This window comes from Micromonospora sp. IBHARD003 (genome assembly GCF_056106285.1).
In genome coordinates this window covers 3,896,460-3,920,952 of record NZ_JBWBBX010000001.1, presented here as the reverse complement: position 1 = coordinate 3,920,952, position 24,493 = coordinate 3,896,460, and the positions used below count along the sequence as shown (strand labels likewise).

Annotated in this window: 24 protein-coding genes and 2 pseudogenes; 11 read left to right on the top strand and 15 right to left on the bottom strand. The window is 70.8% G+C overall.

The annotated features are described in order from the left end of the window. Position 1 precedes the first annotated feature (1 nt). On the top strand, positions 2–1,408 hold the full coding sequence (locus ACTWOL_RS17390; RefSeq protein ID WP_474297644.1) for an MFS transporter: 1,407 nt from the start codon (positions 2–4) through the stop codon (positions 1,406–1,408). Positions 1,409–1,475: 67 nt separating this feature from the next. On the opposite strand, the gene ACTWOL_RS17385 is transcribed toward ACTWOL_RS17390, so the two are convergent. The 3 genes from ACTWOL_RS17385 to ACTWOL_RS17375 form a co-directional block, all read right to left on the bottom strand. Then, positions 1,476–1,892 carry a VOC family protein gene (locus ACTWOL_RS17385; RefSeq protein WP_474297643.1) on the bottom strand — a complete coding sequence of 139 codons (417 nt, stop codon included), beginning with the start codon at positions 1,890–1,892 and terminating at the stop codon, positions 1,476–1,478. A gap of 10 nt (positions 1,893–1,902) precedes the next feature. After that, complete coding sequence (locus tag ACTWOL_RS17380; RefSeq protein WP_474301183.1) at positions 1,903–2,277, bottom strand: helix-turn-helix transcriptional regulator; 375 nt, start codon at positions 2,275–2,277, stop codon at positions 1,903–1,905. A 105-nt stretch (positions 2,278–2,382) separates the two neighbouring features. Then, positions 2,383–3,324, bottom strand: coding sequence for an aminoglycoside phosphotransferase family protein (locus tag ACTWOL_RS17375; RefSeq protein WP_474297642.1), 942 nt, complete (start codon positions 3,322–3,324; stop codon positions 2,383–2,385). A gap of 197 nt (positions 3,325–3,521) precedes the next feature. On the opposite strand from ACTWOL_RS17375, the pseudogene ACTWOL_RS17370 reads away from it, so the two are divergent. The 3 genes and pseudogenes from ACTWOL_RS17370 to ACTWOL_RS17360 all read left to right on the top strand — a co-directional run. Further along, positions 3,522–3,860, top strand: a pseudogene (locus ACTWOL_RS17370) (helix-turn-helix domain-containing protein); the annotation flags it as partial. Between the two features lie 143 nt (positions 3,861–4,003). Further along, positions 4,004–4,642, top strand: a complete 639-nt coding sequence (locus tag ACTWOL_RS17365; RefSeq protein ID WP_474297641.1) for a hypothetical protein — start codon at positions 4,004–4,006, stop codon at positions 4,640–4,642. 137 nt (positions 4,643–4,779) lie between these two features. Then, a complete protein-coding gene (locus ACTWOL_RS17360) occupies positions 4,780–5,118 on the top strand; it encodes a DUF2516 family protein (RefSeq protein WP_474297639.1) in 339 nt (112 codons plus the stop codon). A gap of 85 nt (positions 5,119–5,203) precedes the next feature. Here the strand turns inward: ACTWOL_RS17360 and ACTWOL_RS17355 are convergent, their stop codons facing one another. The 3 genes from ACTWOL_RS17355 to ACTWOL_RS17345 all read right to left on the bottom strand — a co-directional run bounded on the left by ACTWOL_RS17355 (position 5,204) and on the right by ACTWOL_RS17345 (position 9,055). Then, positions 5,204–6,493, bottom strand: coding sequence for a PP2C family protein-serine/threonine phosphatase (locus tag ACTWOL_RS17355; protein WP_474297638.1), 1,290 nt, complete (start codon positions 6,491–6,493; stop codon positions 5,204–5,206). 394 nt (positions 6,494–6,887) lie between these two features. Continuing rightward, positions 6,888–8,021, bottom strand: coding sequence for a C40 family peptidase (locus ACTWOL_RS17350; protein WP_474297637.1), 1,134 nt, complete (start codon positions 8,019–8,021; stop codon positions 6,888–6,890). Between the two features lie 212 nt (positions 8,022–8,233). Further along, complete coding sequence (locus tag ACTWOL_RS17345) at positions 8,234–9,055, bottom strand: class I SAM-dependent methyltransferase (RefSeq protein ID WP_474297636.1); 822 nt, start codon at positions 9,053–9,055, stop codon at positions 8,234–8,236. Positions 9,056–9,376: 321 nt separating this feature from the next. On the opposite strand from ACTWOL_RS17345, the gene mshA reads away from it, so the two are divergent. Together mshA and ACTWOL_RS17335 are read left to right on the top strand one after the other, a co-directional pair. Continuing rightward, complete coding sequence (mshA, locus tag ACTWOL_RS17340; RefSeq protein ID WP_474301182.1) at positions 9,377–10,627, top strand: D-inositol-3-phosphate glycosyltransferase; 1,251 nt, start codon at positions 9,377–9,379, stop codon at positions 10,625–10,627. Beyond that, on the top strand, positions 10,620–11,126 hold the full coding sequence (locus tag ACTWOL_RS17335; RefSeq protein ID WP_474297635.1) for a type III secretion system chaperone family protein: 507 nt from the start codon (positions 10,620–10,622) through the stop codon (positions 11,124–11,126). The genes mshA and ACTWOL_RS17335 overlap by 8 nt, the downstream gene beginning before the upstream one ends. Before the next feature lie 23 nt (positions 11,127–11,149). On the opposite strand, the gene ACTWOL_RS17330 is transcribed toward ACTWOL_RS17335, so the two are convergent. Together ACTWOL_RS17330 and ACTWOL_RS17325 are read right to left on the bottom strand one after the other, a co-directional pair. Beyond that, positions 11,150–11,488 carry a hypothetical protein gene (locus ACTWOL_RS17330; protein WP_474297634.1) on the bottom strand — a complete coding sequence of 113 codons (339 nt, stop codon included), beginning with the start codon at positions 11,486–11,488 and terminating at the stop codon, positions 11,150–11,152. Between the two features lie 257 nt (positions 11,489–11,745). After that, complete coding sequence (locus ACTWOL_RS17325) at positions 11,746–13,017, bottom strand: MDR family MFS transporter (RefSeq protein WP_474297633.1); 1,272 nt, start codon at positions 13,015–13,017, stop codon at positions 11,746–11,748. 156 nt (positions 13,018–13,173) lie between these two features. Here ACTWOL_RS17325 and ACTWOL_RS17320 point away from each other — a divergent pair, with 156 nt between their 5' ends. Continuing rightward, entirely contained in the window at positions 13,174–13,935 is a 762-nt protein-coding gene (locus tag ACTWOL_RS17320) for a phosphoglyceromutase (RefSeq protein WP_474297632.1), read from the top strand. A gap of 66 nt (positions 13,936–14,001) precedes the next feature. Here ACTWOL_RS17320 and ACTWOL_RS17315 read toward each other — a convergent pair whose 3' ends face one another. Together ACTWOL_RS17315 and ACTWOL_RS17310 are read right to left on the bottom strand one after the other, a co-directional pair. Further along, positions 14,002–14,646, bottom strand: a complete 645-nt coding sequence (locus ACTWOL_RS17315) for a response regulator (RefSeq protein ID WP_474297631.1) — start codon at positions 14,644–14,646, stop codon at positions 14,002–14,004. After that, positions 14,643–15,851 (bottom strand): sensor histidine kinase, encoded by a 1,209-nt coding sequence (locus tag ACTWOL_RS17310; protein WP_474297630.1) that lies wholly within the window; start codon positions 15,849–15,851, stop codon positions 14,643–14,645. Before ACTWOL_RS17310 ends, ACTWOL_RS17315 begins: the two co-directional genes overlap by 4 nt. Positions 15,852–16,139: 288 nt before the next feature. Here ACTWOL_RS17310 and ACTWOL_RS17305 point away from each other — a divergent pair, with 288 nt between their 5' ends. Continuing rightward, the gene (locus ACTWOL_RS17305; RefSeq protein ID WP_474297629.1) at positions 16,140–16,715 is read left to right on the top strand and encodes a GlcG/HbpS family heme-binding protein; all 576 of its coding nucleotides are present in this window, start codon (positions 16,140–16,142) and stop codon (positions 16,713–16,715) included. A gap of 114 nt (positions 16,716–16,829) precedes the next feature. Here the strand turns inward: ACTWOL_RS17305 and ACTWOL_RS17300 are convergent, their stop codons facing one another. From ACTWOL_RS17300 to phoU, 4 genes are all read right to left on the bottom strand, one after another. Next, positions 16,830–17,876 carry a COG1361 family protein gene (locus ACTWOL_RS17300; RefSeq protein WP_474297628.1) on the bottom strand — a complete coding sequence of 349 codons (1,047 nt, stop codon included), beginning with the start codon at positions 17,874–17,876 and terminating at the stop codon, positions 16,830–16,832. Positions 17,877–17,915: 39 nt separating this feature from the next. Then, complete coding sequence (locus ACTWOL_RS17295) at positions 17,916–18,443, bottom strand: WxL domain-containing protein (protein WP_474297627.1); 528 nt, start codon at positions 18,441–18,443, stop codon at positions 17,916–17,918. 411 nt (positions 18,444–18,854) lie between these two features. Then, on the bottom strand, positions 18,855–19,025 hold the full coding sequence (locus ACTWOL_RS17290) for a hypothetical protein (RefSeq protein WP_474297626.1): 171 nt from the start codon (positions 19,023–19,025) through the stop codon (positions 18,855–18,857). Between the two features lie 306 nt (positions 19,026–19,331). Beyond that, positions 19,332–20,009, bottom strand: a complete 678-nt coding sequence (gene phoU / locus ACTWOL_RS17285) for a phosphate signaling complex protein PhoU (RefSeq protein WP_474297625.1) — start codon at positions 20,007–20,009, stop codon at positions 19,332–19,334. Positions 20,010–20,207: 198 nt separating this feature from the next. Here phoU and ACTWOL_RS17280 point away from each other — a divergent pair. Both ACTWOL_RS17280 and phoP read left to right on the top strand, forming a co-directional pair. Beyond that, positions 20,208–21,494 (top strand): annotated as a pseudogene (locus tag ACTWOL_RS17280) (sensor histidine kinase); the annotation flags it as partial. 119 nt (positions 21,495–21,613) lie between these two features. Beyond that, positions 21,614–22,285: a two-component system response regulator PhoP gene (gene phoP, locus ACTWOL_RS17275; protein ID WP_472926734.1), complete on the top strand. Its 672-nt coding sequence runs from the start codon at positions 21,614–21,616 to the stop codon at positions 22,283–22,285. 138 nt (positions 22,286–22,423) lie between these two features. Here the strand turns inward: phoP and ACTWOL_RS17270 are convergent, their stop codons facing one another. Beyond that, on the bottom strand, positions 22,424–23,125 hold the full coding sequence (locus ACTWOL_RS17270) for a hypothetical protein (RefSeq protein ID WP_474297624.1): 702 nt from the start codon (positions 23,123–23,125) through the stop codon (positions 22,424–22,426). Between the two features lie 741 nt (positions 23,126–23,866). On the opposite strand from ACTWOL_RS17270, the gene ACTWOL_RS17265 reads away from it, so the two are divergent. Further along, on the top strand, positions 23,867–24,349 hold the full coding sequence (locus tag ACTWOL_RS17265) for a CarD family transcriptional regulator (RefSeq protein WP_017945956.1): 483 nt from the start codon (positions 23,867–23,869) through the stop codon (positions 24,347–24,349). Positions 24,350–24,493 lie beyond the last annotated feature (144 nt).

The window sequence follows — 24,493 nt, the reverse complement described above, 5'->3', positions numbered from 1 at the left end:
GGTGACCGAGCAGCGGGAGGACCTATCCCCCGACGCGGCCGAGAGCGCGCCGCGATCCGGTGGTGAGCAGACCACGCTGGGCCGCGCTTTCTCCACCGTGCAGGCGGCAGCCCTGCTCAACGGGGTCGGCACACGGTGCGGACAGCTCGCCGTGGCGTGGTGGTCCCTCGAAGAGACCGGGAGTCCGTCCACGTTCGCCGTGTTCGTCGCCGCGGGCACCGCCGGCGAAGTCGCGGCGCGCGGACTGCTCGGCTGGCTCGGCGACCACTACCGTCCGCACAGGCTCATCGCCCTGTGCTACCTGGTGAGTTCGCTGCTCGTCACCGCGCTGACGGTCCTTCACCTCAGCGGGCACTATCTCTTCTGGGCGCTGCTGGTCTCTCTGGCGCTCCTCGGAGTGAGCAACGGGGTCCGCGAGCCGCTGCAGATGACCACGGTCAGGAGCCTGGTTCCGGCCCATCTGGTCGAACGGGCGATGCGGGGGCGCTCGAGCGTCACGGCCCTCACCGCCATCCTCGGCCCGGTGGCCGCCGGTGTGCTCCTGGGATCCGCCGGCACAGGGAACACCCTGCTCGTCAACGCCCTCGCCGTCGCACTCGGTTACGCCCTGATGCGCCTGATCCCCACCGGTCCGGAACCCGCCGTCGGCCGGAGCCCGGGCAGCGGCTCCTATCTGCGGACCTGGTACCACAGCACCCGCGAAGGCTTTCTGACTCTTCACCGCATCACGTCGGAATTCCACCTCGCCGTTCTCGGCCTCGTCGTCAACCTCGCCCTGTACCCGGTGTTCGCCGTCCTCGTCCCGTCCCTGGTCGGCCGCTCCTTCCCGCATGACACCTGGCTCATCAGCGTGCTCGAAGGCGCGTTCGCCGTCGGTCTGCTGGCAGGCAGCACCGGCCCCCTCGCCCGCGTCACCCGGATCCCCGGGCGGTTCACGGCTGTGGTCGTCGGCTTCTGTGTCACCGGCACATCGATTCTGGCCAGCGGCATCGCCGTACACGTCCTCGTGCCCGATGCGCTCGCGGTGGCCGTCGCGGTCGTCCCCTGCTACTTCGCGGGGGGCGTCGGACTCATCATGATCACCGTCAACACGTCCACGCTGCGTGCACTGGCGACCCCGGCGACCGTCCGCAACAGGATGAACTCCGCGGTCACCTTCATGTCCGGCCTGGCCATCCCGCTGGGCAGTGTGACGGGAGGTGCCCTCGCCGCGGCACTCGGCGAGGGCACGACCCTGGTGCTGCTGGGCGCGCTCGTCCTGGCCGCGACCGCGGTCGGCATGTCCAGCCCCGACATCCGGCGGGCGCTCACCCTGCCCGACGAAGCCAGGGAGGACGCCTATGTACGCCTCTACCCGCGGGCGTTCCCCGGTCAGCGGCAGACGGTGCGACGACCACCCGGCCGGTGAGGGTGCCGTAGGGCGCCCTCACCGGAGAGCGGTGTGCCGATGCCCGTGGTGACCCGCCCCTTGCGGGCTACTTGCCGCGCGGCTGGGTGAAGCGCAGCAGGTTCCCCGCCGGGTCGCGGAACGCACAGTCCCGTACGCCGTACGGCTGGTCCATCGGTTCCTGCAGCACGTCCCCGCCCGCGGCGCGGATCCGCTCGAACGTGGCGTCGCAGTCGCCGGTCCGGAAGATGACGCCGCGCAGCAGGCCCTTGGCCATGAGTTCGGCCACCGCCTGCCGGTCGGCCTCCGTGGCGTTCGGGTCGGCGAGCGGCGGCTCGAGGACGATCTCCACGTCCGGCTGGGCCGGCGAGCCGACCGTCACCCAGCGCATTCCCTCGAAACCGACGTCGTTGCGCACTTCGAGACCGAGCACATCGCGGTAGAAGGCGAGGGCCTTGTCATGGTCGTCAACGGCGATGAAGCACTGTGAAAGCTTGATGTCCATGCCCATCACGCTACGGACCGGCGGCCGTGCCCGCTTCTCCGTTCCTGACCGGTCGGGTGTGAATCTTGGCGACACAGGCCGGGATGGCGGCGCTGTGATCGTGGTCGCGTGCGCGGTACGCGCTCGGGCTCTCGCCGACCAGCTCGGTGAACCGCGAGCTGAAGGAGCCCAGTGAGGTACAGCCGACCGCCATACAGACCTCCGTCACCGTCAGGTCGCCCCGCCGCAGCAGCGCCTTGGCCCGCTCGATCCGGCGGGTCATGAGATAGCTGTACGGGGTCTCGCCGAAGGCGGCGCGGAAGCTGCGCGAGAAGTGGCCCGAAGACATCAGGGCGACCCGCGCCAGCGCCGGCACGTCCAGGGGCTGCGCGTAGTCACGGTCCATCCGGTCACGGGCCTGGCGCAGCCGGACGAGATCGGAGAGGGGCACACGAGGCGTTCGGGACACACGATGCACGTTACCGACCGCTCGTCGTCCTGCACATATGGCTCATGTCCCCTCCCGTCGGCCGTGGGCCTCGGTGAAGCGTGCGCTCGCGTCGGTGAGGATTGCCTGAAGGCGTGCCTGGCATTCGGCGACGAAGGCGGGGAAGGTGTGCCGGTAGTACGAGATTCCACTGACGCCCACCGCGATGGCCCAGGCGCGGGCGCGGGTCCAGGTCGGATCGTCGAGGTTCAGGGTGTCCCAGTAGGCCCGTCGGGCTTGTGGCGGCAGGTCCCAGAGTGTGGAGTGCTCGGCGTCGGGAAAGCCGACCGAGAGTCCGCCGAAGTCGATCACTGCGTGGAGCTTGCCTTCCCGGACCAGGAGGTTGGTCGGTTTGAGGTCGCCGTGGAGCCACACGTGAGGTCCGGAGGGCTCGGGAAGTGCGAGTGCGGCTCGCCACAACTGTTCCAGGGCGTCGACGTCGAGCTCGGAACCCACCGTGGTTCGGCAGTCGTCGAGACACCCGGTGATCCACTGGTCGCACGGCTTCAGGCTGCCTCCGCGGTACCAGCTGAGGCCGTCCGCGCGAGTCGCTCCCATGAGGTCGATGCGGTGGAGTTCCTTCACGGCCGCTGCCAGGTCGGCTCCGAAGGCGGCCCAGTCCCGGATGGTGTCAGGGCCGGCTTCGTCACCGTCGATCCAGCGGTAGACCGACCAGACCAGTGGGAAGGCATCGGTGGGCGTCCCGGCGTGGACGGGCTCGGGAATCGGACATGAGAGGTGGGGCGCCAGGCGAGGAAGCCATTCCTGTTCCTTGCGCACGGACTGTCCGTTGCCGGCGGTTCGTGGAAGTCGCACGAGCAGGTCGTCGCCCAGTCGGTACATGGTGTTGTCCGTACCTGCGCCTGCGGGCGACAACGGGAGGTCGGCCCACTCCGGGCGCTGGGCCTTGAGGAGTGATCGGACCAGCGTCTCGTCGACCGGGATCTCGTTCTTGTGAAGCGTCACATCGGAATCTCATCGCTGGATGGAACGGGAAGCCAGCGACTTTTCATCAGCCACTGGTCGTGACCTTCGAAGACCTCGGACCGCAGACGCCCAGAGGCGTCTGCGGCTCAGAGGCATCTGGTGCTTCAGTGGTGACCGTCGACACTTTTGCAAGCAGGTGCTTGCAAAAGTTAGCGATGGTGGCGCAGTATCGAGGCATGGCATCGCTCAACGTCGGCAATCTCGGCGAATACCTCCGCGAGCAGAGGCGCACCGCGCAGCTGTCGCTGCGGCAGCTCGCCGAGGCCGCCGGGGTGTCGAATCCGTACCTCAGCCAGATCGAGCGCGGGCTGCGCAAGCCCAGCGCGGAGGTGCTGCAGCAGGTCGCCAAGGCGCTGCGGATCTCGGCCGAGACGCTGTACGTGAGGGCCGGGATTCTCGAAGAGCGGGAGCGGGACGAGCTGGAGACGCGGGCCGTCATCCTCGCCGACCCGTCGATCAACGAGCGACAGAAGCAGGTTCTGCTGCAGATCTACGAATCGTTCCGCAAGGAGAACGGCTTCGACGCCGATACGGATAAGGACACCGCCGATGACGGCCCCGCATAAGGCCGGCCGGGGCGGTGTCGAAGGACCCGCAGCACCCGCACACCCGTACGTGAACCAGAACTCCGACTCTGCGATCCGGGAGGACCACAGCCATGCCCATTGCTGATGACCTGCGTAAGACGTTCACCGACCCGACCCCCCTCTACTTCGCGGCCGGCACGGCCGATCTCGCGATGCAGCAGGCCAAGAAGGTGCCCGCGCTGATCGAGCAGCTGCGGGCCGAGGCGCCCGCGCGGATCGACGCGGTGCGCGAGGCCGACCCGAAGGCCGTGCAGGCGAAGGTGACCGCCCAGGCCAAGGAGGCCCAGGCCGTCGTTCAGGCCAAGGTCACCGAGGTGATCGGGAGCCTCGACACCGATCTGCGCAAGCTGGGCGAGACGGCCCAGGACCTGGCGCTGCGCGGCGTGGGCGTGGCCGCCGAGTACGCGGTCCGGGCCCGTGAGACGTACGAGAAGGTCGCCGAGCACGGTGAGCAGGCCGTGAAGTCCTGGCGCGGCGAGGCCGCGGAGGAGATCGCCGAGATCGCGGTCGCGGTCGAGCCGAAGGCCGAAGGGGCGAAGAGCGGCGAGTCCAAGGGCACCGAGGCCAAGGCGAACGGCACCTCGGTCAAGGCCGCCCCCGAGGCGAAGTCCGCCACCGACGGGCAGACGAAGGCCTCCGCTCCGGCTCCCCGCAAGGCTCCGGCCCGCAAGCCCGCCGCCAGGAAGAGCTCTCCTTCCACCGGGAAGTAAGAGCGCCGGAAAACGGCCGGCGGCTGTGCGACACCGTCACGGACCGGGCATCACGGGCACGTCCCCTGTGCCCGGTCCGTTGTCGGAGTACGTTGGCCCCCGAGGCGCTCCCCATCACTGACTAGGCGGTGCTCAGCATGTTGTTCGACCGATTCGAAGCGTCGCTGTTCCTGTTCCTCAACCTGGCGATGCTGCTCCTCGCTCTGGTCGCGCTGGGTATCGCGGCGTTCGCCCGGGAGGACGCCTACCGGGCCGCGGACAAGCAGACCAAGATGTTCTGGCTGATCCTGCTGGGTGTCACGGTCGCGGTGAATCTCTTCATCCCGGCGCTGTTCCTGCAGATCGCGGGGCTGGTCGCGACGATCGTCTTCATGGTCGACGTACGGCCCGCGCTGCAGCAGGTCTCGGGCGGCGGCGGTCGGCGCGGCGGGTCCAGCAGCGACGGACCGTACGGCCCGTACAACGGCGGACGCTAGGTCCGACTCCGGGGACGCCAGGTCCCTCCGACGCAGGGGGCGCAGGCCCCGGCGTCGGGGCGGGCGGGCCGGTCCTGGGCCGGTGTCAGCGCACGCGGTCCAGCAGCAGGACCGCCAGGTCGTCCGTCAGGTCCCCGCCGTTCATCTCGCGGACCTCTGCCACCGCCGCCTCCAGCAGTGCCTCACCGCGCAGTCCCGCGGCCAGCCCGCGATTGACCAGCTCGACCATGCCCTCCTGGCCCAGGCGGTCCCCGCCGGGGGAGGTACGGCCCTCGATCAGGCCGTCCGTGTACATCATCAGGCTCCAGGTGCCGCCGAGCTCGACCTGGCGGCGCGGCCAGCGGGCGTTCGGCAGCAGGCCGAGTGCCGGGCCGCAGTTCTCGCCGGGCAGTAGCCGCGCGGTCTGGCCCTGCCGGGCGATCAGCGGGGCCGGGTGTCCGGCCAGACACAGCCCGGCCCGGCGTCCGTCCGGCGCGATGTCGACCGTACAGAGCGTCGCGAAGATCTCCTCGCTCTCCCGTTCGTGCTCCAGCACCTGCTGCAGCGTGGAGAGCAGCTCGTCACCGCACAGTCCGGCGAACGTGAGCGCACGCCAGGCGATGCGCAGCTCCACGCCCAGTGCCGCCTCGTCCGGCCCGTGACCGCAGACGTCGCCGATCATGGCGTGGACGGTGCCGTCGGCGGTGCGCACCGTGTCGTAGAAGTCGCCGCCGAGCAGGGCCCGGGAGCGCCCGGGACGGTAGCGGGCCGCGAACCGGAGGTCCGAACCCTCGAGCAGGGGAGTGGGCAGCAGACCGCGCTCCAGCCGGGCGTTCTCCTGCGCCCGAAGCCGCGACTCGGCCAGCTTCACCTGCGCGGTGTCGGCGCGCTTGCGCTCGACGGCGGCGCGGATGGCGCGGCTCAGCAGCCGGCCGTCCAGCTCGTCGCGGAGCAGGAAGTCCTGTGCCCCGACCCGTACCGCCTCGGCCGCACGCTCGGAGTCCACCTCGGCGGTCAGCGCCAGCACGGCGTGCCGCGGCGCGAGGCGCAGCACATGCCGCAGCACCGCGAGCTCGTCCGCCGGGTCCCCGTTCGGGACGCGGCAGGGCAGCGCGAGGTCGACGAGGATGCAGTGCACGTCGTCCGTGAGCAGCCGCTCGGCCTCGGTGAGGTTGCGGGCGGTGCGCAGGCGGACGCGGGTCCCGGCCGCGCCGAGCAGCTCGGGAACGGTGAAGGTGCCTGCCGGGTCGTCCTCGATGACGAGCAGGGTGAGGTCGCCACCGCCCGACGTCTCGGTGACGGCGGTCGCGGCGACGTCCGTGACGGGCGATGGGCCGGAGGTGGCCGCTACGGCGACGGATGAACCGGTCCGCTGGCGCGGAACGGGTACAGGCATCGAATCGGTTTCCTTCCCTCCCCCCGAGGGTCGCGGCAGGTCGACGATCGACGTCCTGCCAGACGGGGACCATAGCGGTAGCGGGCGGTCGAGCGGAATGCCGTTCGCGGAAGAGCGGCTGGCATATGCCGCGCATCGGGAGGTAGTTGCCGTGAAGGTGATGACGAAGGTCACGCGTTTGTGGTGAGCGGGGTCACGCGCTGCCGCGTGACCTGGCTCACCCGGGAGGGAGTTGTACGGTTCCGCTCACCTGGTATGCGCTATATGTCCTGTTGTGGGGCGGCCGTTGTTCGCGTGATCCCGGGTGGTTCGCCCGAACTCGAAGGGCCGTGCGTGAACGATGCTCGACATATGGGGCATTCGGTGCACTTGGTGAATTCGGGGTGCACGTGCCCTACTTGTCCGGGCGTACGACCCCGAGGATCACCATCGAGCCGGCACCCGTCAGGGTCACGTTCCGCCCCGGCCGCGGGGCGTGCACGATCGCACCGTCGCCGACGTACATCCCGACATGGCTGGCGTCGGCGTGGTAGATGATCAGGTCGCCGGGGCGTATGTCCTTGATGTCGACGCGCGGCAGCAGGCGCCACTGCTCCTGCGAGGTCCGCGGGATGGTCCGCCCCGCCGCCGCCCAGGCCTGCGAGGTCAGCCCCGAGCAGTCGTACGAATTCGGGCCCTCGGCGCCCCATTCGTACGGCTTGCCGATCTGTGCGGTGGCGTAGGCGATGGCCTTGCGGCCCTTCTCGCTCGCGCTGCCTGTCGCTCCCTTGAGGATCCCGGACGACAGCCAGGACGCCTGCGCCCGGTAGGCGGCCTCCTGTTCGAGCTTCAGCAGTCGTTCCCGCTCGGCCGTCTCCAGCTGCGACTCGATCTTCCTCGCGGCGGCGATCCGCTCGTTGATCTCCTTCTTGGCCTTCTCCTGGTTGACCCGGTTGGCCTCCAGCTTGGTCCACTGAAGGCTCGCCTCCTTGGTGTACGTCTCCAAGTCGGTCTGAGTCCGGCCGAGTTCCGCGAGGAGATCCTTGGTGGCCTTCTGGCCCTGCCGGTAGCGGCCGATGCCGTCGAGGAAGAGCTGAGGGTCGTCGGTGAGCATCAGCTGGGCCTCGGGCGGCAGTCCGCCGCCCCGGTACTGGGCACGGGCGGTGGCCCCCGCGCGGGCCTTGAGGTCGGCGATCCGGTCCTGGCCCTTGACGATCTCCTGGGCCAGCTTCACGATCTCGGCCGACTGCTTCTTCGTCTGCTCTTCGGCGAGGTTGTACGCGTCGGTGGCCGAGGCGGCCTTGGCGTAGAGGCCGTCGAGCTCCAGGCGGATCTCCTCGAGGGTCTTCTTCGGGGGCGCCGTCGGCTCGGGAGCGCTGGGAGCGCTGGGGGTTTTGGGGGTGGTGGGAACGGCGGGAGCCATCAGGGCGGCCGGCCCTGCGGGCGTCGCGAGACCCGCCGGTGCCGCGAAGGCCGTACCCGTCGACGCCAGCATCGTCACGGCGCAGACCACGGTGATCGCGGCTGCGGCACAGCGGCGTCGGTTCACAAGCTCCCCCTCCGAACAACACGGTCACATGTGTCACACGGAATGTGATTTACCGTCAGTAACTTAGAGTCGACGCCGCGATGGTGCCATGCCCTGGCGAAAAGTGACAGGGGTCTCACGGCAGTTCGCGGCGATGCGCGACGGATCACACCCATCCGTCAGAGACGAACGAATCGCGCGCCGCGTTCCCCCGCCCCGAACTCTTCCACGCTTCAGCCCGAACCGGGCGCCAGCGCCGGCCAGTTCACCGTGACCTCGCCCTGCCGCCACCGCCGCAGCCCGTCGCTTTCCGTATGGGTCACCGGCCAGTCGGCGGACAGGTCCCGCACGGTCCTGAGCCACCGCTGCCGCGCGCCCAGCGAGGCGTACGGTGCCGCCGCCGCCCATGCCCGGTCGAAGTCCCGCAGGAACGCGTGTACCGGTTCGCCCGGCACATTGCGGTGGATGAGCGCCTTGGGCAGCCGCTCCGCCAGGTCCGACGGCCGCTCCAGCGAACCGAGCCGGGTGGCGAAGGTCACCGTCCGCGGGCCCTCGGGTCCCAGCGCCACCCACACATGGCGCCGGCCGATCTCGTCGCACGTGCCCTCCACCAGCAGACCGCCGGGCGCGAGACGGGAGCACAGCCGCTGCCAGACGGCGGCGACCTCGTCCTCGTCGTACTGGCGCAGCACGTTCGCCGCCCGGATCAGCAGCGGGCGCTGTGGCAGCGGGACCTCGAAGCCGCCGTGTACGAAGCGCAGCCCGTCGCGCTCGTAAGGGCGGGCGGCCGCGACCCGCGCCGGGTCGATCTCGATGCCGACGACCCCGGTACGCGGCTCGGCGGCGCGCAGCCGCTGCAGCAGCTCCACGGCGGTCCAGGGCGCGGCGCCGTAACCGAGGTCCACCGCGACGGGAGTGGCGGCCGAGCGGCGCAGGGCCGGGCCGTGCACGGCCGCGATCCAGCGGTCCATACGGCGCAGCCGGTTCGGATTGGTCGTACCGCGGGTCACCGCGCCCACGGGGCGGGTCGGGGGCGGGGTGGGGCGCGGAGGCATGGAAACGAGGGTAAGCGAGGGCAAAGGCCATGGTCCCGCCCGTGCGACACGCCGTACGGACTCGGCAATGATTCGGCAAAGGGGAAATGAAAGCGGTGCCCGCGCTGTTCTCGGCTACGAGGGCGCGAAGCCCTCCCTGAGGCCTGCCCGCCATGCCCAGGGCCTGCGCTCTGTCCCGCCGACCCGTCCCCTAGCCACCGGAGAGGACCCGTCCACGTGAGCCAGTACGTGTCCCGGCTCGCAGAAGCCCTGACGGCGCCGCCACGGCCACGGCCGCGGCTGCGGTTCAGCGGCCAGCACCGCAAGCCGCGCCGCATAGCCATGCTCAGCGTGCACACCTCCCCGCTGCACCAGCCGGGCACGGGGGACGCGGGCGGCATGAACGTCTACATCGTCGAGCTCGCGAAACGGCTCGCCGCGATCAACATCGAGGTGGAGATCTTCACCCGGGCCACCGCGGGCGGCCTCGCGCCCGTCGTCGAGCTGACTCCCGGGGTGCTCGTCCGGCACGTGGACGCCGGACCGTACGAAGGGCTGGCCAAGGAGGACCTCCCGGCGCAGCTGTGCGCCTTCACCCACGGTGTGATGCAGGCGTGGGCGGGCCACCGGCCGGGCCACTACGACCTGGTCCACTCCCACTACTGGCTCTCCGGCCACGTCGGCTGGCTCGCCGCCGAGCGCTGGGGCGTCCCCCTCGTCCACGCCATGCACACCATGGCCAAGGTCAAGAACGCGGCTCTCGCGCAGGGCGACACTCCCGAGCCGGCGGCCCGGGTGATCGGCGAGACCCAGGTCGTGGCCGCGGCGGACCGGCTGATCGCGAACACGGCGGAGGAGGCGGACGAGCTGGTCCGGCACTACGACGCCGACCCTGCCAGGGTCGCCGTCGTCCACCCCGGGGTGAACCTGGACCGGTTCCGTGTCGCGGACGGCCGCCGCGCCGCGCGGGCCCGGCTCGGGCTCCCGCAGGACGCCGTGATCCCGCTCTTCGCCGGGCGTATCCAGCCGCTGAAGGCGCCCGATGTGCTCCTGCACGCCGTCGCGCTGCTGCTGGACCAGGACCCTTCGCTGCGGCAGCGGATGGTCGTACCGGTCGTCGGCGGCCCCAGCGGCAGCGGTCTGGCCAGGCCGGAGGGGCTGCAGAAGCTGGCGGCGCGGCTCGGTATCGCCGATGTCGTACGGTTCTGCCCGCCGGTGGCTCAGGCTCGCCTGGCCGACTGGTTCCGGGCGGCTTCCGTGCTCGTCATGCCGTCGTACAGCGAGTCCTTCGGGCTGGTCGCCATCGAGGCCCAGGCGACGGGTACGCCGGTCGTCGCGGCCCGTGTGGGCGGCCTGCCGGTGGCGGTGCGTGACGGCAGCACCGGCTTCCTGGTGGCCGGCCACGACCCGGCCGACTACGCCCGTGCCCTGCTCCGCTTCGCCGACGATCCAGGGCTGACCGACCGGATGGGCGCCGCGGCCGCGCTGCACGCCCGGGGCTTCGGCTGGGACGCGGCGGCGGGGGCGACGGCGGACGTGTACGCCGCGGCGATGCGGGAACACCGCCGTCGCGTACGCTCCCACCATGGCTGAGGCAGCGCATATCCACGGGGTCGTCGAGGCGTATCTGAAGGATGCCGAACTCCAGTGGGAGAGCCCCGCGCCGGGTACCTACGTCGTCACCCTCCCGGGTACCCACAAGCTGTCGACGACCTGCTCGCTGCGGGTCGGCAGACATTCCCTGTCCCTCAACGCCTTCGTCGTCCGCCACCCGGACGAGAACGAGGCGGGTGTGCACCGCTGGCTGCTCGAGCGCAACCTCAAGCTGTACGGCGTGAGTTACGCGGTCGACCCGCTCGGCGACGTCTATCTCACCGGACGGCTGCCGCTCGCGGTCGTCACGCCTGACGAGCTGGACCGGCTCCTCGGAACGGTGCTCGAGGCGGCCGACGGGGACTTCAACTCCCTTCTGGAGCTGGGTTTCGCGAGCGCGATCCGCAAGGAGTACGCATGGCGGGTGGCGCGCGGCGAGTCCACGCGCAACCTGGAGGCGTTCACGCGGCTGACCCGGCGTCCGGAGGAAACCCCGTAGGGCCCTGCCCGGTTCGGCCGGGCCTAGCCCCGGCGGGCCCGCACGGCGCGCACCACGCGGGTGGTGCCGTAGCCGAGCAGCCAGGGCAGCACCGTGAAGAGCCCGACGTACACGAGGAGATAGCCGATGAGGTCGTCCATCCGCGTCGGATCGTCCCAGTTCTCCAGGGGCAGGACCACGACGGTCGCCGAGGCCCCCACGGGCTCCGCCGGCAGCAGCAGCGACCACAGCCGCGGCCGCAGGCCGGGCGTGCGGGCGCACCACACCCCCATGGCTCCCATGACGAACGGCCCGAGGAACACCCAGAACACCACCGGGTAGAGCAGCAGCACCCACCACTCGTCCGAGTACCCGAACATCATCGTTGCCCCCTCAGGCCGTTCGTCGTCGGTGTGAGCAGAAGTCCCGACAGCCCTGAGGGCTGTCCTAGGTCCTGTCCGGGCGATCTTCTCGGGCCCACGACGACAGCTGCGGCCCTCCCCCAGCTACCGCTGGGAGGTACCCCCACGCTGCGTTGTCGGAGTCGTCCGAGTACGTCCAGTACGAGGACGATCCTTCGCCTTGCGATGCACCGCATCTGACGCCGCGGGCTGGTCCTCAAAGATCGCCCGGACAGGACCTAGGCCTCCGCCTTCTCGGGGGCCTCGGCGCCGGCTTCGGGCCGCCGCTGTCCCGGTGCTTGCTCCTGCTCGGGCAGTGCCTCCATCAGCAGCCAGTACCCCAGCGCGGCCACGGTGCCGAGCACCGCGCACGAACCCCACAGCCACGCCGCGCCGAAGCGGTCGATGGCATACCCCGCCATCAGCGGGGCGACCAGCGCGGCGACCGACCAGGACATCGTGTAGACGCCCTGGTAGCGGCCACGGCCGTGGACCGGGGACAGTCGGACCACCAGGCCCATCTGGGTGGGCGAGTTGACGATCTCGGCCAGCGTCCAGACGCAGACGGTCAGCGCGTAGGCGCCGATCGACCCGGCGAAGGCGGTCAGTCCGAAGCCGTATCCCGCCAGCAGTGCGGAGACCACCAGCAGCTGCCTCGGGTCGCGGCGCTCGATCAAGCGCGTGACGGGGATCTGGAGGGCGACGATCAGTACGCCGTTGACGGCGGCGACGATGCCGTAGTCGGAGGGCGACCAGCCGTCCAGCCCCATGGCCACCGGGAGGCCCACCGACCCCTGCATGAACAGCAGTGAGATGAGAAACGACAGCCCGACGACCCCCATGAACGGGCCGTCCCGCAGCACGGTCCCGAGCCCGATGTCGGGCTCGCTCGCCTCCGCTGCGGTGCCGTCGCGCTCGGGCCGGGACTCCGGGAGCTTCAGGAAGACGACCACCGCGCACAGCAGGGTGAGCGCGCCCTCGCCGAGGAAGCCGGCGAGATAGCTGTACTCGGCGACGAAGCCGGCGGCGGCGGAGGAGATCGCGAAGCCGAGGTTGATCGCCCAGTAGTTGAGCGAGAAGGCCCGCACCCGGTCTTCGGGCCGGACGATGTCCGACATCATCGCCTGCACGGCGGGCCGGGAGGCATTGCTGGTCATACCGACCAGGCCGGCGACCACGGCGATCGCCACAGGACCCTGCACGAAGCCCAGCAGGGCCGTGGACAGAGCGGTCGAGAGCTGGGCGATCAGCAGGGTGGGCCGCCGCCCCAGCCGGTCGGTCATCACCCCGGCGCCCAGCGACGAGACCACGCCGCCGAGTCCGTGCAGGGCGACGACGAGTCCGGCGTACGAGGCCGAGTAGCCCCGGTCCAGGGTGAGGTAGAGCGCCATGAACGTGGCGACGAAGGCCCCGAGGCGATTGACCAGTGTGTTGGTCCACAGCCACCAGAACTCCCGGGGAAGACCCGAGACGCTCTCCTTCACGGCCCGTCTGAGAGCGGCTGCGGCCATACGGATGTCCCCCCGGTACTGGTAAGTGGTGCGTCAGCGATCGGCAACTTACATGCGGGGGGTGCTGGGGGACCACTCAATTGACGCCGGACGTCAATCGTCCGCAGGTCGGACGGCAATCGTCGGCCCTGCGGGCCGTCGATTAGGCTCGGGCGCATGGCCGACGCGACGTACAAGCTGATCCTCCTCCGCCATGGCGAGAGCGACTGGAACGCGAAGAACCTGTTCACCGGCTGGGTGGACGTCAACCTCACCGAGAAGGGCGAGAAGGAGGCGGTCCGCGGCGGTGAGCTGCTCAAGGACGCCGGCCTGCTCCCCGACGTGCTGCACACCTCCCTCCAGAGGCGCGCCATCCGCACCGCGCAGCTCGCGCTCGATGCGGCGGACCGTCACTGGATCCCCGTGCACCGCTCGTGGCGGCTGAACGAGCGCCACTACGGCGCACTGCAGGGCAAGGACAAGGCCCAGACCCTCGCCGAGTTCGGCGAGGAGCAGTTCATGCTGTGGCGCCGCTCGTACGACACCCCGCCGCCGCCCCTCGCCGACGACAGCGAGTTCTCCCAGGCCCACGACCCGCGCTACGCGACCATTCCGCCGGAGCTGCGGCCGCGCACCGAGTGCCTGAAGGACGTCGTCGTCCGGATGCTCCCGTACTGGTACGACGGCATCGTCCCGGACCTGCTCGCGGGCCGCACCGTCCTGGTCGCCGCCCACGGCAACAGCCTGCGCGCCCTGGTCAAGCACCTCGACGGGATCTCCGACGCCGACATCGCGGGCCTGAACATCCCGACCGGCATCCCGCTCGCCTACGAGCTCGACGCCGACTTCAAGCCGGTCAAGCCGGGCGGCACCTACCTCGACCCCGACGCCGCCGCGGCGGCCATCGAGGCGGTCAAGAATCAGGGCAAGAAGAAGTAAGCCCAGCTGATCAAGCCCCCTGCCCGCGGGTTTCCCATGGGCAGGGGGCTTGTCGCTGTGCCGTCCTCACGGCAGGAGTCGCCGTTCCTTCGCGACCGCCACCGCGCCCGCGCGCGTGTCCACGCCGAGTTTGCCGTAGATGCGGCGCAGATGGGTTTTGACCGTGGCCTCGCTGATGAACAGGGCGCGGGCGATGTCCCGGTTGCCGATGCCGCGGGCGAGCTGGGCCAGGATGTCGCGTTCGCGGTCGGTCAGGGCGGGCCGGGGCCGGCGCAGGTTCGCCATGACGCGGCCGGCGACCGGCGGGGACAGGGCGGTACGTCCCTCGGCGGCGGCGTGGATCGCGGCGAAGAGCTCGTCGGGGCGCTCGGCTTTGAGCAGATAGCCGGTGGCGCCCGCCTCGATGGCGCGGGTGATGTCGGCGTCGGTGTCGTACGTGGTGAGCACCAGGACGTGGAGGGAGGCTCCGGGGGCGGAGGTGAGGCGGTGGGTGGTCTCCACGCCGTCGATGCCCTCGCCCAGTTGCAGATCCATGAGCACCACGTCCGGGATGAGCTTCGCGGCCAGCGCCAGTGCCTCCTCGCCGGTGCCGGCCTCCCCGACGACCTCGATGTCCGGGGCGCTGTCGAGCAGGGCGAGCAGCCCGGCCCGTACGACGGCGTGGTCGTCGCAGACCAGGATGCGCACCGGAGCGCGGCGGTCGGGGGTCATCGGGGTGCCTCCAGAGGGACGGCGGCGGACAGGACGGTGCCCTCGCCGGGCCTGGACTCGATGGTCAGGGTGCCGCCGAGTGCGCGCAGCCGGGCTCGCATGGCGGGCAGCCCGTGCCCGCGTCCACCGGCGGGGGAGTCGGGAAGTGCGGCGGGGTCGAAGCCGTGGCCGTCGTCGGAGACGTCCAGCACGGCCTCGTCGTCGAGGAGGGTGAGCGTGAGGGTGACACTGGCGGCGCCGGCGTGCTCGCGGACGTTGGCCAGGGCGCCCTGCGCGATGCGCAGCAGCGCGGACTGGACGTGGTCGGGCAGCCGGGGAAGCCGGCCGTCGTCATCGTCGACGTGGACGCGTACCGCGAGCTGTGCCCCGGACTCCCGCGCGGCCATGGCGCGCAGTGCCTGAGCGAGCCCGCCGCCGCGGGCGAGGTCGGTGGGGGCCAGATCGTGCACGAAGCGCCGTGCCTCGGCGAGGTTGTGCTCGGCGACGGATGCGGCGGTGCGTATGTGGGCGCGGGCCTTGTCCGGTTCGGTGTCCCACACCCGGTCGGCCGCCTGGAGGAGCATCCGCTGGCTCGACAGGCCCTGGGCGAGGGTGTCGTGGATCTCCATGGAGAGCCGCTGGCGCTCGGCGAGGGTGCCCTCGCGGCGTTCCGATTCGGCGAGCTCGCGGCGGGTGCGGAGCAGGTCGTCGATCAGGACGCGCTGGCGGGCGGTGTGCCGCTCCATCTGCAGGAAGACGGCGGTGGCGAGGGCGGCGACGGCGGGCGGTGCGAGCACGAGGTTCGGGTCGAAGCCCCCGGCGAGCCGCAGCTGCGCGGCGACGACGAACGCCGTCAGGACCGCCACGAGCAGGAGGGCCGCGCGCGGCGGCAGCGTGCGCAGGCCGGTGTAGAAGAGCGGCACCGCGCACCAGGCGAAGCTCGGCGCGAGCACCACCAGCACCATCCACACCACGACCACCAGCGCCAGCCAGGCCGCGCGCCGCCGGGTGGGCCGGGGGCCCGCGTCGCCCATCCCGGGCCCCAGCAGATGCAGTACGGCGAGCACGACGCAGAGCGCGATGATCCAGGGGGTGCGCGGCTCGCCGGGATGCCGCAACAGGAACCGGACCAGTGCTCCGCCGAGCAGCAGGAAGAACGCGGCGTGCATCACCGCGCCGAGCCACCGGGTGTCCACGGCGCTCGGTTCGTACGGCCGGTTCCGCATCCGGAGCCTTCCTCCTCCTGCTTGTGCCACTGTGCCCCGGCGACCCGCCGGGCGTCGCCGCCGGGAAAAGCCGAGCCGGGCAAAGCCGAGCTGGGCAAACACGTCCATTGTGATCGTGCGCCGTGCCGGGCAGGTCATCCGATCGGTTGACCCCGTTGTCGTCCGCCCGGCAGCGCGGGAGCAGCCGGAACACCGACCGCCGGGGCCCGGTTCCGCACCCAGGGTGGAGAGCGGACGAAGCAGGGGCGGCAACGGGCCGCTCCCACCACCCGAGGAGTCGACCGAGCCATGAAGGCCGTGAACCCCATGCAGAAGTTCTCCCGCCGAGCCCGCGTCGCCACCGGCAGCGCCGTGCTCGCCGCCGTCGCCCTGTCGGGCTACGGCGCGGTGTCCGCGAAGGCCTCCGCACCCGCCACGACCCCCGCCGTCGCCCCCGCGGCCTCCGTCCCGGCCCGGGCGACCACCACCTCCACCCATCTGACGATCGACGCCGCCACCAAGGCCGCGCAGGCCGCGCTCGACGCCGCCGAGGAGGAGAACCAGCGGGTCACGGTCGCCGTCGTCGACCGCAACGGCAACACCATCGTCACCCTGCGCGGCGACGGCGCCGGCCCGCAGTCCCTCGAGTCCGCCCAGCGCAAGGCGTTCACCGCCGTCGCCTGGAACGCCCCCACCTCCCAGCTGGCCGAGCGTCTGCAGCAGGTCCCGAACCTGAAGGACATCCCCGGCACCCTGTTCCTGGCGGGCGGCGTCCCCGTCACCGCCGAGAACGCGCCGATCGCCGGCATCGGCGTCGGGGGCGCACCGTCCGGGGCGCTGGACGAGAAGTACGCGCAGGCGGGAGCGAACGCGGTCGCGCGCTGATCCGGCCGGCCTGCTTCAGCCGATCGGCATCGAGCCCCCTGCCCGCGGAGACTCCGCAGGCAGGGGGCTCGCTCTGTCCCGGGCCCGGCCGGATCGGCGCGCGACCCGGCGGGGTCACGGGTCCTGGACCGCCCCCGCCGTGTCCTTGGCACGCCGCCGGGAGACGACCACGTATCCGAACCCCCCGGCGAGCAGCAGCACCAGCGCCGCCGACGCGGTCAGGAGGACCGGGTCGAGTGCACCGCCGCCGTCGCGAAGGGACGGGACCGCTCCGGCGACGCCGGGGCCGTTCGGGAAGGTGATCCGGGCCTTGTAGGTCTCCTCCAGCAGCCCGCTCTTCAGCCGGAGTGACACATCCCAGGGCCCGTCTTCCACCTGGTCGGTCACGGTGACCGTCACCGGTTCGGTCTGGCCCGGTTTCAGGCTGGTGCCCAGCCGGACCGGGTACGGGCCCGCGCTGAGGCTTCCGGACACCTGCTTCATCGTCATGCCGCCGGTGAAGTCCAGCGCACGGCCGCCCGTGTTGTGCACCCGGGCGCGTACGACGGCCCGGCCGTCACGGTCGCGGAGCGCCGTCATGGAATCGACGGAGAACTTCGGCTGGGGCGGGTTGTTGCCGCCGACCGAGAGGTAGATACGCACACCGGTCCGGTTGACCAGGGAGATGCCGGCGCCGGTGTTGCCGCGGACCTGCGCCCACACCACCCCGTACCGCTCACCTGGGGCCGCGTCTTTGGGTACCGCGATGGTCACGGTGCTGCGGGCGGTCGAGCGGGCCGGGATGTCCAGGCTGCGTCTGCTGAGTGTGATCCAGCTCGTGAGCTCGTTGCCGACGCCCGCGGCGGCGCCGACGAAGGCGCCGTGGCGGATGTCGGCGGCGCCGGGATAGACCGCGACGCGCAAGGGCGAGTCCGAGGCGTTCGACACCTCGATGCGGCGGCGCACGGTGATCCCGGGCTTGAGATTGTCGACGACGTACTGCCTCGCCCGGGGGTCGTCGATCAGGTCGACGGGCACGTCGACGAGGCGTACACCGACGCTGCCGTTGCCCGGAGGCGCCGGCTGGTGCGCCGGGCCCGCCGCGCCGGCCGGTGAGTCGGCACCGGTGGCCAGGGCGATTGCCGTGGCCACCAGCACGGTGAGGGAAACGAACCTGCGCACAGGGCCCCTATGTGGTTCTGCGTACTTCTGCCGCAGCCGTCAGGAGACGGAGTGGGTGATGGTCGAGCTGTACGTACCGGCCAGGGCGTTCCCCGGAATGGTCAGCGAGATCGTCGGGTTCCAGGTGGCCGAGTTGATCCCGTTCACGTTGGTGGCCGTCTGCACGGGGCCCGGCGGGTACAGGGGGTTCAGATCAGCGGGGGTGACGGTGGCGGTGCCGCTGACCGAGGCCTGCGGGGTGGTGTAGCTGCTGGACCCTGGAGCGGACACGGAGATGTTCTGCGGTCCGGTGAAGTCCACGGCGTTGGCGGAGGCCGTCCAGCCGGCCGTACCGCCGCGACCGTCCGTCACGGTCACATTGCCGAGCTGGCTGCTGACCTGCTGCGGGCTGCTGCTGACCGCGACGGTGCCGAGATTCACCGGACCGGTCGGGACAGCGATGTTGAGCGTGCCCGAGGTGACCTGGACGGTCACCGGGGTGTCCGCTGCCGAAGCAGGCACCGGAACGGCCAGCGCCGCCGCTGCCGCACCGGCAATCAAGGGGCTGATGACAAGACTTCTTCTCACCGTCACGACCTCGCTCAATTCACGGGGGGGTGGTGGGCAACACGACACAGAGCGGTTGCCTGAGCGCAGGTTATGCACGGCATGATCATCTCGCTCCCCGACGCGAAGCGCGGCCGCGGAACTTCACCCTCTTGGGGAGGTTTCGAGCGCTGCCGGTGACGACGGAGAGCGGCGCACGCCCAGGACACCCAGGCCTCAACCGCTGGCAGGCCAGGCGGTGTTCGAGCTCCCCGCAGCCGCGGTGAGACGGAGAACCGGGGAAGCCGTCGTACGCACGAAGGGCCCCGACGCGGGGCCCTTCGCGTAGTGCGCTGTGTCCCGCCCTGCCGCCCTGTGCGGCTGCCGCGGTGGACGGCACCTCACCGTTCCACGTCACCGTTCACCGCCACCGCCGCGCACGGCGGCCGCTCGTCAGCCGCAGCAGCCTCCGCACTGGCACGGCCCGCCGGACTGGCAGCCGCAGCCGCAGCCCGAGCCGCAGCCGCAGGCGCCGATGACGGGCAGCCGGCGGGACGGCGGCAACACGTCAAGGGAGACGTTCTGCTGCCGGGCGTCGGTCGTGGGGGAAGTCGGATCGGACATGGGGTCCCTCCTCATGGGCGTACTCCTGTCGCCATACCCCATTGCATGCCCACCGGGCCGGGCGCATCAACGGCGCACGGGAGTGCCGCGGTCGCGGCGGGCCACGGCGGCAGGGCGTGTACGCCCTCGCCCGGACAGGCCCTTGGGGGTTTCTGATGGATCTCCGTGGGGGAAGGAGCGGCGTCTGGTGCGTGCTCTCGGCGTGCCGGCTGGGAGCCCTCGTACTGGACGTACTTGGGCTTTCGGCCGGTGCGGCGAGTGTGCGTGCCGGGCGTCGCGACGCCGCGGAGATCCGTCAGAAGTCCCCTAAGCGCCCTCGACCGTCGTCTCCGACTGCAGCTCGTCGGCGTGCTCACCCGTCACCAGGTAGACGACGCGCTTGGCGACCGACACCGCGTGGTCGGCGAAACGCTCGTAGTAGCGGCCCAGCAGGGTCACGTCGACCGCCGTCTCGATGCCGTGCTTCCAGCGGTCGTCGATCAGGTGCTGGAACAGGGTCCGGTGCAGCAGGTCCATCTCGTCGTCGTCCGTCTCCAGCTGCAGCGCCAGGTCGACGTCCTTCGTGATGATGACCTCGGCGGCCTTGGCCATCAGACGCTGGGCGAGCTGGCCCATCTCCAGCATCGTGGCGTGCAGGTCCCGGGGGACGGCGGAATTGGGGAAGCGCAGCCGGGCCAGCTTGGCCACGTGCTGGGCGAGATCCCCGGAACGCTCCAGGTCGGCGCTCATCCGCAGCGAGGTCACCACGATCCGCAGATCGGTGGCGACGGGCTGCTGGCGGGCCAGCAGGGCTATGGCGCGGGCCTCCAGGTCGTGCTGCAGATCGTCGACCTTCTGGTCGGCGGCGATCACGCTCTCCGCGAGCTTCAGGTCGGCGTCGAGCATGGCCGTGGTGGCGCGCCCGATCGCCGATCCGACCAGCCGGGCCATCTCGACCAGGCCTTCGCCGATCGAGTCCAGTTCCTCGTGGTACGCGTCCCGCATGGGAAGTCCCTCTCTTGATACGAACGAAGTCCGGGTGGGCTGAGACTCCCACGCTCCCACGTTCGCCCTCGTACGCGTCCGGTCCCTCCCCCTCAAGTGAACCGTCACTTTCTCCTCAGTGAACTCTGGGCGACGAGTGTCCGAGGTGCCACCCGGATGGCTGGGAGAGAGTCCGGAGGCGCGCATAACCTGGGTGGCATGGACGTGAACGCGGCGGTCGCCGCATTGGCCGCGATCGCCGGGGTGTGCACCGGCGTGATCGCCATGCTGGCGTTCCGCTGGAGCGAGCGCGACCAGGCAAGGCCCACCCGCACATCCCTGCATACGGACGCCGCGCTTCCGCCCGGCGTCGACACGGTGCTGTCCGTGCTGCGGTCATCGGCGGTCGTCCTCGACGAGAGCGACTCCGTGGTCAAGGCCAGCTCGGCCGCTTATGCGCTCGGCCTGGTCAGAGGCGGAAAGCTGGCCGTGGAGCCCATGCTGCACATGGCCCGTGACACACGGCGCGACGGTGAGATACGCCAGGTCGAGCTGGACCTGCCGCGGCGCGGCACCGGACGAGGCGAGGCCCTCGCCGTCTCCGCCCGGGTCGCACCGCTCGGCTCCCGCCTGGTGCTGCTCCTGGTCGAGGACCTCACCGAGGCGCGCCGTATCGAAGCGGTGCGACGGGACTTCGTCGCGAACGTCAGCCATGAGCTCAAGACGCCCGTCGGCGCGCTCTCGCTGCTCTCCGAGGCGGTCATGGACGCCTCCGACGACCCGGAGGCGGTCACCCGCTTCGCGGGCCGGATGCAGATCGAGGCGACGCGCCTCACCAACCTCGTACAGGAGCTCATCGACCTCTCGCGGGTGCAGAACGACAACCCGCTGGAGGACGCCGAGCCCGTACGGGTGGACGAGCTGGTCGCCGAGGCCATTGACCGCTCCCGGCACACCGCCTCCACCAAGCAGATCACGATGGCCGCCGGCGGCGCCGCCGACCTGTACGTCTGGGGCAACCGCGGCCAGCTCGCCGCGGCCCTCGGCAACCTCGTCGAGAACGCCGTCAACTACTCCCCGGCCCGCACCCGTGTCGGCATCGCCGCGCGCCGGGTGCCCGCATCCGGCGGGGACGCGATCGAGATCGCCGTCACCGACCAGGGCATCGGCATCTCCGAGAAGGACCGCGAGCGCATCTTCGAGCGCTTCTACCGCGTCGACCCCGCCCGCTCCCGGGCGACCGGCGGTACGGGTCTGGGGCTGGCCATCGTCAAGCACGTGGCCGCCTCGCACGGTGGTGAGGTCACGGTGTGGAGCACCGAAGGCCAGGGCTCCACCTTCACCCTGCGGCTGCCCGAGGCCGGGTCCGTCCGGAACCGTGACCGCTCGCGGAGCCGCGTCGACGACCACGCCGATGACGTCGACGGCCCATACGAGCCGGATCCGGCTTCCGTGCCCGGTCTCGCACCCGCTGACGAACCTGCCCCCGCCCCCGATTCCGCGCCCCGCTCCGCTCGTGATCACGGCTCCCACCGTGGTCCCGGGCCCGACCCCCGCCCCGGTCCGGATACCAGGACCACCACACGCGCATCACTGCCTGCCCCGGAGGTCCTTCCGTGACCCGAGTGCTTGTCGTCGAGGACGAGGAGTCCTTCAGCGACGCTCTTTCCTACATGCTCCGCAAGGAGGGCTTCGAGGTCGCCGTGGCGACCACCGGGCCCGAGGGGCTCGACGAGTTCGAGCGCAACGGCGCCGACCTCGTCCTCCTCGACCTGATGCTGCCGGGACTGCCCGGCACGGAGGTCTGCCGCCAGCTGCGTGGCCGGTCCAACGTCCCCGTGATCATGGTGACCGCGAAGGACAGCGAGATCGACAAGGTCGTCGGCCTGGAGATAGGAGCCGACGACTATGTGACGAAGCCCTTCTCCTCGCGGGAGCTGGTCGCCCGCATCCGTGCGGTGCTGCGGCGCCGCGGTGAGCCGGAGGAGGTCGCCCCGGCGGCGCTCGAGGCCGGTCCGGTCCGGATGGACGTCGACCGCCATGTGGTCACCGTCGCCGGCGGCAAGGTCGACCTGCCGCTCAAGGAGTTCGACCTCCTGGAGATGCTGCTGCGCAACGCGGGCCGGGTGCTGACCCGTATGCAGCTGATCGACCGCGTCTGGGGCGCGGACTATGTGGGCGACACCAAGACGCTCGACGTCCACGTCAAGCGACTGCGCGCCAAGATCGAACCCGACCCGGGTGCCCCGCGCTACCTGGTCACGGTCCGTGGCCTCGGCTACAAGTTCGAGCCGTAGGCCGGTCCGGACACACGGCACCACACAGGGCGGCGCCCCACCGATACGTTCCGGTGGGGCGCCGCCCTGTGTACGTGCTGTGCGTGGCGGGGTGCGGACGCCGCAGACGGTGCCCGCAGTGCCCCGCGCCCGCGGGCGTCAGTGCCCCGCGCCCTCGGAGGCCGCGGAGGACTCCGGCGCGCCGTCCTGCTCGCCGCCGTCGGCACCTTCGGCCTCGGCGCCGTGCCCGCCCGCCGGGGCGGAGGGGCTGCCGCTCGGCTTGGCCGCCGGAGATGCCGGCTTGGCCGGGGGCTGCGGGATGCTGGACGGGCCGTAGTCCGCGTAGTAGCCGGCCGCCGGTACGACGAAGACGTCGAGGGCGACGTCGCCCGTCTCGCTGAAGCGGAAGACGACCTTCTGTGCCTCGCCGTCCTTGCCGGCCTCACGGCCGTTCTCGATGACCGCGGACGGGTTGTCCTCGCCGCCGAGGATCACCGAACCGTTGGCCGGCACGGTGACCGAGCCGCCGCCCTTGGCCGGGCTCAGCTTCACGCTCGCGCTGGTGCCGGGCAGGGTGATGGAGTCGAGGGTCTGCTCCTTGGTGCCGTTGTTGAACAACGTCGCCGAGACGACCGCCTGCCCCTCCGCCTTCGGATCGGGCTGGGTGATCACCGTCGCGTTCTGGATCTTGATGTCGCCGACCGACGTGGCGGCGTTGTCCGGCTGGATCTCCAGCGTCTGGGCGTTGCTGCCCGCGCCGCAGGCGGTGAGCGAGGCGACCGAGATCACGAGGGCAGCGGCGGCGATGGCGCCGCGCCGAAGGCTGCGGGCGCCCCCGGGCGACTTTTGGGGGAGGCTCACGGCGGCGGCAACTCCTTGGAGGTACGGACTGACTGAAGCTCTTACAGGTCTTACGGGTGGTGCGGGTCGCACAGCGGGCTTAGGTTACCGAGCCGTGGTCGGCGTCCCGCACCCGACCCGCCCCTGATGCGGCCCCGCTCCGTTCCCGATACGGCTCCGCCCCCGTCCCGACGAGGTTCCGTGAGGTCCCGGTGACGTCCCTGAAGAGGCGGAAGAGGACGAGCCCACACCCCCGACGAGGCCACCGCGCCTCGCGAGAACCCAGGGATCCCAGACTCTCGCGCGAGGGCCCACAGGCTCCCCGCGCGGGATTTTGGTCTGCTGTTCACATTAGGCCTGTGATCAATTCCGCAGGCCATCACACATTCCTTGCGGAAAACTCCCCGGGGCACCCCCTGAGGCATCCGTTGGTGATCAATGGTGATCAATTCCGGATTCCTTCGGCGCGTCCCACCGGCCGGGTGACCGGACCTCGAACGGAGTACGGGAAGTAGGCCGCCGGGAACCAGGCAAACCGGGACGTTCGTCCGCTTGGGCGGGGGTTGCGGTGTGTGTAACGTGCCTGTTTCTACGTGCCTGTGCAGCCGCTCCCACCTGCGAATACCCCCTTCCGGAAGGTGTCCGCAGCACGTCCGGGTTGCTGTTGTCAAGCCCCGAGATATGCCCTGACCTGCGAAAACGCCATTCAGAAGAAGCCGTTCTCGTGTTACCCTGGATAGCCACGGAAGGGGTACCTGTCACATGACGTTCAAGGTTGGCGACACCGTGGTCTATCCCCATCACGGGGCCGCGCTGATCGAGGCCATCGAAACTCGCCAGATCAAAGGCGTGGACAAGACCTACTTGGTGCTCAAGGTCGCTCAGGGCGACCTGACGGTTCGTGTGCCGGCGGACAATGCGGATCTCGTTGGTGTGCGTGACGTAGTCGGTCAGGACGGGCTTGACCGGGTCTTCGACGTACTGCGTGCGCCGTATGCCGAGGAGCCCACGAACTGGTCCCGTCGCTACAAGGCAAATCTCGAGAAGCTCGCCTCGGGCGATGTCATCAAGGTCGCCGAAGTAGTGCGTGACCTGTGGCGTCGTGAGCGCGAGCGCGGTCTCTCCGCAGGAGAGAAGCGCATGCTCGCCAAGGCACGCCAGATCCTCGTGAGCGAACTCGCCCTCGCGGAAAACACGAACGAGGACAAGGCCGAGGCCCTGCTCGACGAGGTCCTCGCGTCCTGACGCCCGACGGCGTCGGCGCTTCGACGCGCCAAGCGTCCACGGTGCGGAACTAAATGCCGCGGTGCCCGCTGACCAACTGACGAGTTGTGTCGCCGGGCACTGCGGCATGTTCGTAAGATCAATCCCGGCGTACCCGCATCGCCC